Source organism: Rhodanobacter glycinis (assembly GCF_900114325.1).
Taxonomy (GTDB): domain Bacteria; phylum Pseudomonadota; class Gammaproteobacteria; order Xanthomonadales; family Rhodanobacteraceae; genus Rhodanobacter_A; species Rhodanobacter_A glycinis.
The window spans coordinates 1-12,476 of sequence record NZ_FOSR01000017.1; the positions used below are offsets into that span (position 1 = coordinate 1).

At 64.2% G+C, this 12,476-nt stretch carries 12 protein-coding genes and 1 tRNA gene; 2 read left to right on the top strand and 11 right to left on the bottom strand.

Annotation, left to right across the window (positions count from 1 at the left end; genetic code table 11):
* Positions 1 to 220 (top strand): hypothetical protein (locus BMY90_RS17270; protein ID WP_217638584.1); only part of this gene is annotated, 220 nt, incomplete at its 5' end.
* A 325-nt stretch (positions 221 to 545) separates the two neighbouring features.
* Here BMY90_RS17270 and BMY90_RS14695 read toward each other — a convergent pair.
* The gene (locus BMY90_RS14695) at positions 546 to 1,934 is read right to left on the bottom strand and encodes an FAD-binding oxidoreductase (RefSeq protein ID WP_092704995.1); all 1,389 of its coding nucleotides are present in this window, start codon (positions 1,932 to 1,934) and stop codon (positions 546 to 548) included.
* A gap of 109 nt (positions 1,935 to 2,043) precedes the next feature.
* Here BMY90_RS14695 and serA point away from each other — a divergent pair, with 109 nt between their 5' ends.
* Positions 2,044 to 3,276, top strand: a complete 1,233-nt coding sequence (gene serA / locus BMY90_RS14700; protein ID WP_092704997.1) for a phosphoglycerate dehydrogenase — start codon at positions 2,044 to 2,046, stop codon at positions 3,274 to 3,276.
* A gap of 90 nt (positions 3,277 to 3,366) precedes the next feature.
* On the opposite strand, the gene BMY90_RS17590 is transcribed toward serA, so the two are convergent.
* The 10 genes from BMY90_RS17590 to thrS all read right to left on the bottom strand — a co-directional run bounded on the left by BMY90_RS17590 (position 3,367) and on the right by thrS (position 11,859).
* Entirely contained in the window at positions 3,367 to 3,561 is a 195-nt protein-coding gene (locus BMY90_RS17590; RefSeq protein ID WP_425438667.1) for an AtuA-related protein, read from the bottom strand.
* Between the two features lie 351 nt (positions 3,562 to 3,912).
* A tRNA-Pro gene (locus BMY90_RS14705) sits at positions 3,913 to 3,989 on the bottom strand.
* 73 nt (positions 3,990 to 4,062) lie between these two features.
* Entirely contained in the window at positions 4,063 to 4,419 is a 357-nt protein-coding gene (locus BMY90_RS14710) for a MerR family transcriptional regulator (protein ID WP_008211824.1), read from the bottom strand.
* A complete protein-coding gene (gene ihfA / locus BMY90_RS14715; RefSeq protein ID WP_008211825.1) occupies positions 4,400 to 4,699 on the bottom strand; it encodes an integration host factor subunit alpha in 300 nt (99 codons plus the stop codon). The genes BMY90_RS14710 and ihfA overlap by 20 nt, the downstream gene beginning before the upstream one ends.
* Position 4,700: 1 nt before the next feature.
* Complete coding sequence (gene pheT, locus BMY90_RS14720) at positions 4,701 to 7,079, bottom strand: phenylalanine--tRNA ligase subunit beta (protein WP_092704998.1); 2,379 nt, start codon at positions 7,077 to 7,079, stop codon at positions 4,701 to 4,703.
* Between the two features lie 19 nt (positions 7,080 to 7,098).
* On the bottom strand, positions 7,099 to 8,094 hold the full coding sequence (gene pheS / locus BMY90_RS14725; protein ID WP_092704999.1) for a phenylalanine--tRNA ligase subunit alpha: 996 nt from the start codon (positions 8,092 to 8,094) through the stop codon (positions 7,099 to 7,101).
* Between the two features lie 282 nt (positions 8,095 to 8,376).
* Positions 8,377 to 8,736 carry a 50S ribosomal protein L20 gene (gene rplT, locus BMY90_RS14730; protein WP_008213502.1) on the bottom strand — a complete coding sequence of 120 codons (360 nt, stop codon included), beginning with the start codon at positions 8,734 to 8,736 and terminating at the stop codon, positions 8,377 to 8,379.
* Positions 8,737 to 8,747: 11 nt separating this feature from the next.
* Positions 8,748 to 8,945 (bottom strand): 50S ribosomal protein L35, encoded by a 198-nt coding sequence (rpmI, locus tag BMY90_RS14735; RefSeq protein ID WP_008213504.1) that lies wholly within the window; start codon positions 8,943 to 8,945, stop codon positions 8,748 to 8,750.
* Positions 8,946 to 9,265: 320 nt separating this feature from the next.
* Complete coding sequence (gene infC, locus BMY90_RS14740) at positions 9,266 to 9,793, bottom strand: translation initiation factor IF-3 (RefSeq protein ID WP_425438668.1); 528 nt, start codon at positions 9,791 to 9,793, stop codon at positions 9,266 to 9,268.
* 164 nt (positions 9,794 to 9,957) lie between these two features.
* Complete coding sequence (gene thrS, locus BMY90_RS14745; RefSeq protein WP_092705038.1) at positions 9,958 to 11,859, bottom strand: threonine--tRNA ligase; 1,902 nt, start codon at positions 11,857 to 11,859, stop codon at positions 9,958 to 9,960.
* Between the last annotated feature and the right edge of the window lie 617 nt (positions 11,860 to 12,476).

Genomic DNA, 12,476 nt, shown 5'->3' on the forward strand with positions numbered 1-12,476 from the left:
AGCGGTGAAGATCCAGATCCTCACCGCCCTGGTGGCCTATCTGCTGGTGGCGCTGGCCCATCGCGCCAGCACCTCGGCCACCACGCTGTGGCTCTTTCTTGCCGAGCTCCGCGCCGGCTTGTTCCAACGCCCGGTCAGCGCGGTGCCGGGACGTAGACGCGACCGGCGACGAAAGACCGTCCACCCCGGCGAACCGTGGCAACCCGGGCTGTTCGCATGAGTCCGCTCGACATGAGACTGAACGAGTCGGGGACTAGCGAATTTATTCCGGACAGCAGTGGGCCTGCGCCGGGATGACGAGCCGGAGAGGTGGTCGCTGCCAGAAATGGAGTCGCTCCCTTGTTGCATCTCGCGCAAGCGGCGCAGGTATTCACTCTCGAAGGACATCCCAGGATTATTCCGGACAGCAGTGAGCGAAGGCTGGAATCCAGTGCCCTGCGCCACGGAGTCAGAGCCCCCGGTTCCAGCTTGCGCTGGAATGGCAATGCTCGACCTCGAAGCATCGAGTCGCACCGTGGTGGCAACGCAGACGGCTACGCAGGCGGCTACGCGTCGACGAACACCTTGCCCGGATTGAGGATGCCGTTAGGATCGAACACCTTGCGCACGCCGCGCATCAGCGCGATTTCCGCCACGCTGCGGGTGCTTTCCAGGTACGGCCGCTTGACCAGGCCGATGCCGTGCTCGGCCGAGATGCTGCCGCCATGCTCCTTCAGCGTGGCCGCCAGCAGCTTGGTCGCCCGCTCGCACTGTGCGATGAAATCCGCGTCAGCCATGTCGGCAGGCTTCAGCACGTTGATGTGCAGGTTGCCGTCGCCGATATGGCCGTACCACACCACTTCGAGCTGCGGGTACTCCTGCGCCAATCGTGCCGGCATCACGCGCAGGAACGCCGGCACTTCGCCGATGCGCAGCGACACATCGTTCTTGTAGGGTTTGTACGGCACCAGGCTCTCGGTGATGCCTTCGCGCAGGCGCCACAACGCGGCGGCCTGTGCCTCGCTCTGCGCGACCACGCCATCGCTGACCCAGCCCTTCTCGACGCAATGGCCGAAGACCTCCAGCGCACGTTCCTGCGACGCCTCGTCGACGGCATCGAACTCGGTGACCACGTAATACGGATGCTCGCCATCGATGGCGCGCTGTGCACCGTTCGCCAGCACATGCTTCAACGCCACGTCGGTGAAGAACTCGAAGGCCTGCAACGAAAGCTTCGCGCGGAATGCCGCAAATACCTGCGTCAGCGCATCCAGATCCGGCAACGCCAACAGCATCACCTGCGACGACGGCGGCGGATTGGTGAGCTTCAGTGTCGCCTCCACCACGATGCCCAGCGTACCTTCCGAGCCGATCAGGAGGTGGCGGAAGTCGTAGCCGCTGGAGTTCTTGACCAGGCCACGGTTGAGTTCCAGCAGCTCGCCATTGCCGGCCACCACCTTGAGCCCGGCGATCCACTCGCGCGTATTGCCATAGCGGATCACCCGGATGCCACCGGCATTGGTGGCGATGTTGCCGCCGATCGAGCAGGAGCCGCGCGAGGCAAAATCCACCGGGTAAATCAGCCCGTGCTCGCGGGCGGCGGTGTGCACGGCTTCCAGCGCAATACCCGGTTGCACCGTGAGGGTCCGGTCCACGGCATCGAAACCCAGCACGCGGTTCATCCGCGCCAGGCTCAGCACCAGCTCGCCATTCGCCGCCACCGCACCACCGGAAAGCCCGGTACGGCCGCCCGAAGGCACGATCGCCACGTGGCGCTCGTTGGCCCAGCGCATGATGTCCTGCACCTCCTCGATGGTCGCCGGCAAGGCGATCGCCAGCGGCGCGGGCGTCCAGCGGCGAGTCCAGTCGCGGCCGTAGTGCTCCAGGTCGCCAGCATCGGTGAGCAGGCGCAATCCGGGCAGGCGGCGGGCAAGGTCGGTCAGGGGGGTGGTCATGGCTACTCCATCGTCGTTATGACCAGACTGCCATTTGGATGTCCAAACGTCCAGTGTTGCAGCGCCACATTTCTGGCATAGTGTAGGTATCGTTCGCCAAGGAACCGCCATGAAGACCTCGTTTCCCAAGCAAGACATCCGGGTATTGCTGCTGGAAGGCGTAAGCCAGACCGCAGTGGATGTCTTCCAGCGTGCCGGCTACAGCCAGATCGAGTACCACAAGAAATCGCTGCCGGAAAACGAGCTGAAGGAGCGCATCGCCGAGGCGCATATCGTCGGGCTCCGCTCGCGTACCCAGTTGACCGCCGACGTGCTGGAACATGCGCGCCGGCTGATTGCGGTGGGCTGCTTCTGCATCGGTACCAACCAGGTCGACCTGGGCACGGCCGAGCGGCTTGGTGTTCCGGTATTCAATGCGCCCTACTCCAACACCCGCAGCGTGGCCGAGCTGGTGATCGCCGAAGCCATCATGCTGCTGCGCGGCATTCCGCAGAAGAGCATGCAATGCCATCGCGGCGGCTGGGCCAAATCGGCCAACGGCAGTTACGAGGCGCGCGACAAGGTACTGGGCATCATCGGTTACGGCCATATCGGCACCCAGGTCGGCGTGCTGGCCGAAAGCATGGGCATGCACGTGATCTTCCATGACGTGGAAACCAAGCTGTCGATGGGCAACGCCCGCGCCGCCGCCAGTCTGCAGGACCTGCTGCAGCGTTCCGACGTGGTGACCTTGCACGTCCCCGAAACGCCGTCCACCAAGATGATGTTTGGCGCACGGGAAATCGCCGCCATGCGCAAGGGCGCGGTGCTGATCAACGCCTCTCGCGGCAGCGTGGTCGACATCGAGGCACTCGCCGAAGCGCTGCGTTCCGAGCACCTGGCCGGCGCCGCGGTGGATGTGTTCCCGACCGAACCCAAAAGCAACGACGACCCGTTCGTGTCGCCACTGGTCGGCCTGGACAACGCGATCCTCACCCCGCATATCGGCGGCAGCACGCTGGAGGCGCAGGACAACATCGGCATCGAAGTGGCCAGCAAGCTGGTGCGTTACAGCGACAACGGCTCCACCCTGTCGGCGGTGAATTTCCCCGAGGTATCGCTGCCCGAACACCCGAAGAGCCGCCGCCTGCTGCACATCCACAAGAACGTGCCGGGCGTGTTGTCGCGCATCAACGAACTGTTCTCCGCCGGCAACATCAACATCGATGCGCAGTTCCTGCAGACGGACGCGGAAGTGGGCTACGTGGTGATCGACGTCAGTGCCGGCGAGGATCAGGCCGACGAGCTCAAGGCAAAGCTCGCCACCATCCCGGGCACGCTGCGCAGCCGCGTACTGTACTGATCATCGAGAGTGACCAGCCGCAGCGCGCTGAAACGCGCGCTGCGGCAGCATGGGCACCCAAGCGCTCTCGCGCCTTCCTTTCCGGGCGTCCTAAAGCTCGGCTGCGATCGACTGCGGCACCTTGATCGTCAAGTCGAGCAGCATCTGTGCCATGCCCTTGCCCAGCGGATCCATGCGCGGCGATGCCGGACCACCGCCGGCCAGCGCGTCATGCAGAACCAGGTTCAGCGCTGCAATACCCGGCAGGTAATGGCGTTCGACGGGGCCACTGCACGCCGGCCCAATTCAACGCGCTGGTCGACGCCCTGACATTGATGACCTGGAATTCGCTGTACACGCCAAGCCAGGCGTGACCGAGCACGCCCTCCGCAAATACACGAGTGTTTCAGGTACTCGGCCCGGCCGCGACAAGGGCGCCAATGCCGGGCTTACGACAACGCGGCAGCCGTTGGGATGGCAGGTCACGCGTTCGCGACTTTCCCGTCATGACGAACGACGGAAGTCCCGCCCGGCATGTCAGCCGAACGATCCGGCTCGATCCAGGGGATAGCCATAAAGTGCCTGACAGACCCATGACAAAAAACCGCGCCAAGGCGCGGTTCGTGTGACATTCCAAGTTGTCTGACAACACCGAATTGGTCGGGGCGGCCGGATTCGAACCGACGACCCTCTGCCCCCCAGGCAGATGCGCTACCAGGCTGCGCTACGCCCCGACGAAACACGGCGAGTTGGCGAGTTTAGCAGCTCGCGAAACACTTGCGGAAGACTCCGCGTCGATCGCGTCGCTCAGCGACGCAGCAGGCCCAGCACTTCTTCCAGTTCCATGCGCACCTGGCGCACGATCTGGTGCGACATGCTCGCTTCCACGCGCGCCTGCGGGCCTTCCAACCGGGCGCGGGCGCCGGTGATGGTGAAACCCTCGTCGTACAGCAGCGAACGGATCTGGCGGATCATCAGCACGTCGTGACGCTGGTAGTAGCGGCGGTTGCCGCGGCGCTTGACGGGATTCAGCGCCGGGAATTCCTGTTCCCAGTAGCGCAGCACGTGCGGCTTCACGCCGCACAATTCGCTGACTTCGCCGATGGTGAAGTAGCGTTTTGCCGGGATGGCAGGCAGCTCGGTGTTATTCCCTTGGTCCAGCATAGCTTTCGACTCTCACCTTGAGTTTCTGCCCGGGTCGGAACGTTACCACGCGACGGGCGGAGATGGGGATCTCCTCGCCAGTCTTGGGGTTGCGCCCCGGACGCTGGTTCTTCTGACGCAGGTCGAAGTTGCCGAAACCGGACAGCTTCACCTGCTCGCCGTGCTCAAGAGCCTCGCGCACCACCTCGAAATAGGCGTCCACGAATTCCTTGGCTTCCCGCTTGTTCAGGCCCACCTCGAGAAACAGGCGCTCGGCCATCTCCGCCTTGGTCAGCGCCATCTTATCCTCGCAACCGTGCCATGCATGTTTTCTCCAGCGCCGCGACTGCATCGCGCACGCAACGATCTGCATCGTCGTCGGTAAGGGTGCGTGAAGCGTCCTGTAAAATCAAGCCCATAGCGACACTCTTGCGCCCGTTTTCGACGCCCTTGCCGCTGTAACGGTCGAACAGGCGCACTTCCTTGAGCAGCTCGCCCAGCGTGCTCCGAACGGTCTGCTCGATCCGTGACCAGCTCACCTGTTCAGGCAATTCCACGGCAATGTCGCGACGCACCGACGGGTGCCTCGGCACCGCCCTTGCCTGCGGCATGCGACGGGTCAGCAATGGCTCCAGGGCCACCTCCAGCACATGCACGTCCGGCCCCAGGTCCAGCGCCTTGGCCAGCTGTGGATGCAGCGCACCGAGATGACCCACCGTCACGCCGTCGCGCAACACGCGCGCACTGCGACCAGGATGCAGCCAGCCCGGCAAGTCGTCGGTCTGCAGGCTCCAGCGCCGTGGCTCGCCACCCCACGCGATCATGGCATCCAGATCACCCTTGAGGTCGTAGAAGTCGAGCGCGCGCGACGGCTCGCCCCACTGCTCGGCGCGCGCGGTGCCGCTGGCGACGATGGCCAGGCTCGGCGTTTCGACGGGCGGATCGCCCGCCGCGAACACCCGCGCAACTTCGAACAGACGCACGCGCTCCTGCTGCCGCGCACGGTTGTGCCGCAGCGATTCGACCAGGCCCGGCAGCAAGGCGGGGCGCATTACCGCCAGGTCCGCCGACAGCGGATTGGCCAACGCCACCAGTCCGTCGTCGAAACCCCAACGCGCCAGCAGCTCGGCCGGCACGAAGGACAGGTTCACGGCCTCGTAATAGCCGCGCGCCGCCAGTTGCTCGCGCAGAGCCAGTTCGCCAATGCGTGCCTCGGGCTCGACTGCCAGGGTCAGCGCGCCGGCCGGCGTGGCCGTGGGGATATTGTCGTAGCCGAAGATCCGCGCCACTTCCTCGATCAGGTCTTCCTCGCGCACGATGTCGAAACGGCTGCTCGGCGCCACGACCTGCCAGCCCTCGGCCGTCGTCGTGACCTGCATGCCCAGCGCGGTGAAGATGCGCGCCACCTCGGCATCGGGCACGGCCACGCCCAATACGCGGGCCAGCCGCGCGCTGCGCAGCGCGACCGGCGCGGGTGGCGGCAAGTCGGCCAGGTTCTCGGCCATCGATATCGGCCCGGCGTTGCCACCGGCGATGGACAGCAACAGCTCGCTGGCCCGCTCCAGCGCGCGACGCGGCAGTTCAGGATCGACGCCGCGCTCGAAGCGATGCGACGCATCCGTATGCAGCCCGAGCTTGCGCGCACGACCCATGATCGCGGCTGGTGCGAAATGCGCGGCTTCCAGGAAGATGTTGCGAGTAGCGTCGGTCACCCGCGAATCGTATCCGCCCATCACGCCGGCCACGGCCAGCGCCACCTTCTGGTCGGCGATCAGCACGAAACCCGGGTCGAGCTTCGCTTCACTACCGTCGAGGATCTTCAGCGTCTCGCCCGCACGCGCATGACGCACCACGATGTCGCCCTCGAGCTTGTCGTTGTCGAAGGCGTGCAGCGGCTGACCCAGCTCCAGCATCACGTAATTGGCGACGTCGACCACGGCGCTGATCGGACGCAGGCCGGCACGGCGCAGGCGCTCGGCCAGCCACAACGGCGTGCGCGCGGCGGGATCGATGCCTTCGATGATGCGCCCCAGGTAACGCGGCGCATCCTTGCCGGCTTCCAGGCGAATGCCGCGCTGCGCGTGGCCGGTCACCGCGACGGCAGGCTGCTCGCCCACCTTCACATGGCTGTCGAACAGCGCGGCGACGTCGTGGGCCAGACCCAGCATGCCCAGGCAATCCGGGCGGTTGGGCGTGAGATTCAGCTCGATGCTGGCGTCGGGCAGTCCCAGGTAAGCGGCCAGCGACTGGCCGACCGGCGCATCCGCCGGCAATTCGAGCAGGCCGGAAGCATCGTTGTCGATGCCCAGCTCTTTCGCCGAACACAGCATGCCGAACGATTCCACGCCGCGCAGCTTCGCGGCCTTGATTGCAATCCCGCCCGGCAAGCTGGCGCCGACCGTGGCCAGCGGCACCTTGATTCCCACGCGTGCGTTCGGCGCGCCACAGACGATCTGCAACGGCTCGCCCTGCCCCGCATCGACCTTGCACACCTGCAGACGATCGGCCTGCGGATGCTTTTCAGCGGCCACAATCTCGGCCACCACCACGCCGTCCAGGCTCTCGCCCAGCGGCGTGAGTTCTTCCACTTCCAGCCCGGCCATGGTCAGCGCATGGGCCAGTTGGGCACGATCGGCCTTGATCTCGACCAGTTCGCGCAGCCAGTTCTCGGAGAATTTCATCGTGGTTTTCCTTGCCGGCTTATGCGAACTGCTTGAGGAAGCGCAGGTCGTTCTCGAAGAACGCGCGCAGGTCGGAAACGCCATAGCGGAGCATGGCAAAGCGCTCCACCCCCAAGCCGAAAGCGAAGCCGGTATAGCGCTCGGGATCGATGCCGCAATTCTTCAGCACGTTCGGATGCACCATGCCGCAGCCCAGCACCTCGAGCCAGCGCGAGCTGCCGTCCTCGGCCTCCCAACGGATGTCCACTTCGGCCGACGGCTCGGTAAACGGGAAATGGCTGGGGCGCAGTCGCATCTCGAAATCGCGCTCGAAAAACGCGCGCACGAACTCGGCCAGCGTGCCCTTGAGGTCGGCGAAGCTGGAGGTCTCGTCGACCAGCAGGCCCTCGATCTGGTGGAACATCGGCGAGTGGGTCTGGTCCGAGTCGCTGCGGTAGACCTTGCCCGGCGCGATGATGCGGATCGGCGGCTGGCGTCCCTTCATCGAACGGATCTGCACCGGCGAGGTATGCGTGCGCAGCAGGCGCCCGTCGCCGAAATAGAAGGTGTCGTGCATGGCGCGTGCCGGATGGTGCGGCGGGAAATTCAGCGCCTCGAAGTTGTGCCAGTCATCCTCGATTTCCGGGCCGTCGACACGCTGGTAGCCGAGCCGCGCGAAGATCGACGCGATGCGCTCCAGCGCGCGGGTAATCGGATGGATGCCGCCGCGCTCGCCATCGCGGCCAGGCAGCGAGACATCGATCGTCTCGGAAGCCAACCGGCGGTCCAGCTCGGCTTGCTCCAGCGTTGCCTTGCGCGTGGCGAGGGCCTCGGCAAGACGATCCTTGACCCGGTTTACTTCGGCACCGCGCGCCTTGCGTTCATCCGGCGCCAACGCACCGAGCGCTTTCAGAGCGGCGGTGACGATACCGCTCTTGCCCAGCAGGCCCACGCGCAGGGCGTCGAGCGCATCGAGTGAGGCTGCGTTCTCTATGTCAGCCAAGGCTTGGCTGATGCGGCTATCCAGATCGTCCATCGGTGCGAGTTCCGCTTTGGCTGTCAGCTCCCTCTCCCCTCCGGGGAGAGGGTTGGGGTGAGGGGCACTCTTGCGTTGGCGTCGGGAGTGAAGCGTGCTTTCGGTGCAGGTTGTCGCGAGCACCCACCCCTCACCTCAATCCTCTCCCCCGGATTCAACAAGAGACGGGGAAGAGGAGGCCAACGCGAAAAGCGACGTTATCAAATAAAAACGGGGAGAAGGCGTTGGCCTTCTCCCCGCTTGCTTTACATCATATCGTGCTGGCGCCGTAGCGCCCGACGATCAAGCGGCCAGACTGGCCTTCGCTTTCTCGGCGATGGCGCCAAACGCCTTGATGTCGTTCACGGCGATATCAGCGAGAACCTTGCGGTCGACGGTGATACCGGCCTTGCTCAGGCCATTGATCAGACGGCTGTACGACAGGCCGAACTGACGGGCGGCAGCGTTGATGCGCACGATCCACAGCGCGCGGAACTGACGCTTCTTCTGCTTGCGACCGATATAGGCGTACTGACCGGCCTTGATGACGGCCTGGTTGGCGACGCGGAAGACCTTGCGACGGGCGTTGTAGTAGCCCTTCGCGCGGCCGATGATCTTCTTGTGACGACGACGGGCGGTGACGCCACGCTTTACACGAGCCATGGTCTATCTCCTTACAAGTACGGCAGCATGCGAGCCACACCCGGGGCGTCACACGCCTTGAGGTGGTTCGGGGCACGAAGACCACGCTTCAGCTTGGTCGACTTCTTGGTAAGGATGTGCGACTTGAACGCGTGTCCGCACTTGATCTTGCCGGAAGCGGTCTTGCGAAAACGCTTCGCCGCCGCCCGGTTGGTCTTGATCTTGGGCATGGTGATGCTCCATGAGTGGGGATGAACCCCGGTTTCTGACGGATTCGGCGGTGACCCGGGAGCCACGCTTTCCTTCCTGCCGACATCGGTGCACGACCCATCCTGGCGGGTCGAACGGGTGATTATACGGAAGAAACCAGCCTCACGCCAGCCCGCGCGCCCTACTCCCTCTCACCATTCGGGAGAGGCATGAGATGAGGAATGGGTACTCGCGAAACACAGCCCAAAGCCTGCAGCAGGCTCCGCAGCCCGCCCGCCCCAGCCTTCGAGCAGGCACTGCCGGCCATACGAAACGGCGGCCCTGAAGGCCGCCGCTCACGTCACTGTTTCTTCTTGGGGCCGATCATCATGACCATCTGTCGGCCTTCCAGCCGGGGCCACGACTCGACCTGGCCGTTATCGCCCACGTCTTCCTGGATCTTCTTGGCCAGGTTCTGGCCCAGATCCTGGTGCGACATCTCGCGACCGCGGAAACGGATGGTGACCTTGACCTTGTCGCCCTCTTCCAGGAATCGCAGCATGTTGCGCAGCTTGATCTGGTAGTCGCCCACGTCCGTGACCGGACGGAACTTCACTTCCTTGATCTCGACCTGCTTCTGCTTCTTCTTGGCGGCCTGCGCCTTCTTCTGGGCTTCGAACTTGAACTTGCCGTAATCCATGATGCGGCAGACCGGCGGGTCGCCATTGGGCTGGATCTCGACCAGATCCATGCCGGCTTCCTGTGCCAGTGCCAGCGCCTCGTCACGGGTGAGAATGCCCAACTGTTCCGAGTCTGCGCCAATCACACGTACACGCGGCACGCGGATATCTTGGTTACGACGATTGCCCTTATTGTCGGTGGTAGCGATACCACGATCCTCCAGAAGTGTTGACAGAATGCCGAGAAAACGCGTTCCTGCGCCCTTTCGGCTAGCCGATTCCGGCATATGCCCGGAATCGGCTCCGACGGATCGGGCAAGCCCGAACCGCGTGCGGCGCATCCTGCACCGCTTGAATCATGACCGCTGCGGCATCAACGCCGCGTGTCGGTTTCCAGTCGCTCGATGAAGCTGGCCAGCGGCATGCTGCCCAGATCCTCGCCTGAACGGGTACGTACGGAAATCGCGCCATTCTCCTTCTCGCGGTCACCGACCACGAGCAGATAAGGCACTTTCTGCATCGTATGTTCGCGGATTTTATAGCCGACTTTCTCGTTGCGCAAATCCGATTGTACCCGGAAACCTTTGTCGACAAGGGCTTGCGTCACCTGCCTGACGTAATCGGCCTGCGCATCGGTGATATTGAGGACCACCGCCTGCACCGGGGCCAGCCAGGTCGGCAGCAGGCCGGCGTGATGCTCGATCAGGATGCCGATGAAGCGCTCCATCGAGCCCACGATGGCCCGATGCAGCATCACCGGATGCTTTTTCTGCGAATGTTCGTCGACGTATTCGGCGCCCAGGCGCTCGGGCATCATGAAATCGACCTGCATGGTGCCGACCTGCCAGTCGCGGCCGATGGAGTCATGCATGTGGTACTCGATCTTGGGACCGTAGAACGCGCCCTCGCCCGGCAGCTCGGTCCATTTCACGCCGGCCGCCGACAACGCGCCGCGCAACGCGGCTTCGGCGCGATCCCACACGCCATCGTCACCGATGCGCTTTTCCGGACGCAGCGCCAGCGCCACGTCGATGTTCTCGAAGCCGAAATCGGCATAGACCTGCATCGCCTGCGCGTGGAACGCCGTCACTTCCGACTGGATCTGCTCGGGGGTGCAGAAGATGTGGCCGTCGTCCTGGGTGAACGCACGCACGCGCATGATGCCGTGCAGCGCGCCGGATGGCTCGTTGCGATGGCAGCCACCGAATTCGCCGTAGCGGATCGGCAGCTCGCGGTAGCTATGCAGGCCGGTGTTGAACACCTGCACGTGGCCCGGGCAATTCATCGGCTTCAACGCGAACGTGTGCTTCTCCGACTCGGTGAAGAACATGTTCTCCTGGTAGTTGTCCCAATGACCGGACTTCTTCCACAGCGACACGTCCAGCACCTGCGGGCAACGGACTTCCTGGTAGCCACTCTTGCGATACACGCCGCGCATGTACTGCTCGACCTGCTGCCAGATCGCCCAGCCATTCGGGTGCCAGAACACCATGCCCGGGCTTTCCTCCTGCTGGTGGAACAGGTCGAGCTGCTTGCCGATCTTGCGATGGTCGCGCTTCTCGGCCTCCTCCAACTGGAACAGATAGGCCTTCAGATCCTTGTCGTTGAGCCACGCGGTGCCGTAGATGCGGGTCAGCATCGCGTTGTTCGAATCGCCGCGCCAATAGGCGCCGGCCACCTTCATCAGCTTGAACGAATGCAGCTTGCCGGTGTTCGGCACGTGCGGGCCGCGGCACAGATCGGTGAACTCGCCCTGCGTATACAGCGACAGATCCTGGTCGGCCGGAATGCCTTCGATGATCTCGGCCTTGTAGGTCTCGCCCAGGCCACGGAAGAACGCCACCGCCTCGTCGCGCGACTTCACGCTGCGCGTCAGCGGCAGCTTCTCCTCGACGATCTTGTGCATCTCCGCCTCGATCTTCGGCAGATCATCGGGCGTGAACGGGCGCTCGTAAGCGAAGTCGTAGTAGAAGCCGTTGTCGATCACCGGGCCGATGGTGACCTGTGCGCCCGGGAACAGCCGCTGTACGGCCTGCCCCATCAGGTGCGCGGTGGAATGGCGCAGGATCTCCAGCGCCTCGGGGCTCTTCTCGGTGATGATCTGCAGGCTGGCGTCGTGCTCGATCGGGAAACTGGCGTCCACCAGCTTGCCGTCGACCTTGCCGGCCAGGGTGGCCTTGGCCAGGCCGGCGCCGATGGAAGCGGCCACATCCTGCACGGAAACGGGGTGTTCAAACGGCCTCTTGCTGCCGTCGGGTAGCGTAATCTGGATCATGTCGGTCTGGTCTGCTGCATCGCCCTGCACGGGCGGACGAACGGGGAAAAGGCGGGCCGAAGCCGGCCAACAAAAAAGGGCGCACAGCGCCCTTCGACAAGCTCAGGCCTGGCACCGGAATCAGCTGGGGAATCGGCTAGTGTCCATGTCGCACGCTCGACCGGCAGATGGCTGCGGGTCACCTTTTCGCTGGTGTCGGAGAGAAGCAGAAAACTAGCCCGGCCGAGGCGGGCTGTCAACGGAGGAGGTGATCCGAGGCCAGGCCTTCCGCTCGCCATTCCTTTCGCACGGGACTCGAACTTCGGCGCCACCAGCCCATCGATTGCCGTCATCCCAGCGAAAGCTCACTGCTGTCCGGAATAACCCGGGCATGGCTCCGAGGAACGAAGGCGTGGCGATGTTTGCCCGGAATGCAGCAAGGAGGTGACTCCACATCGGCAGGCGATGACCTATCGTGCTCGTCATCCCGGCGAAGGCCGGGATCCAGTGACGACCACGCTTGCTCAAGCCACACAGTCACTGGATTCCGGCCTTCGCCGGAATGACGGGCAAAAACCGATTTCGGCATATGCCACCGCACGACTGCGGGTATTCGAAATTATTCCGGATAGCAGTGT

What these genes read in the sequence shown, in the direction of transcription:
- pheS (WP_092704999.1), bottom strand. Translation starts at nt 8,094, where the DNA reads ATGGACGATCTGGATAGCCGCATCAGCCAAGCCTTGGCTGACATAGAG.
- BMY90_RS14695 (WP_092704995.1), bottom strand. Translation starts at nt 1,934, where the DNA reads ATGACCACCCCCCTGACCGACCTTGCCCGCCGCCTGCCCGGATTGCGC.
- rplT (WP_008213502.1), bottom strand. Translation starts at nt 8,736, where the DNA reads ATGGCTCGTGTAAAGCGTGGCGTCACCGCCCGTCGTCGTCACAAGAAG.
- BMY90_RS14710 (WP_008211824.1), bottom strand. Translation starts at nt 4,419, where the DNA reads ATGCTGGACCAAGGGAATAACACCGAGCTGCCTGCCATCCCGGCAAAA.
- rpmI (WP_008213504.1), bottom strand. Translation starts at nt 8,945, where the DNA reads ATGCCCAAGATCAAGACCAACCGGGCGGCGGCGAAGCGTTTTCGCAAG.
- serA (WP_092704997.1), top strand. Translation starts at nt 2,044, where the DNA reads ATGAAGACCTCGTTTCCCAAGCAAGACATCCGGGTATTGCTGCTGGAA.
- ihfA (WP_008211825.1), bottom strand. Translation starts at nt 4,699, where the DNA reads ATGGCGCTGACCAAGGCGGAGATGGCCGAGCGCCTGTTTCTCGAGGTG.
- thrS (WP_092705038.1), bottom strand. Translation starts at nt 11,859, where the DNA reads ATGATCCAGATTACGCTACCCGACGGCAGCAAGAGGCCGTTTGAACAC.
- pheT (WP_092704998.1), bottom strand. Translation starts at nt 7,079, where the DNA reads ATGAAATTCTCCGAGAACTGGCTGCGCGAACTGGTCGAGATCAAGGCC.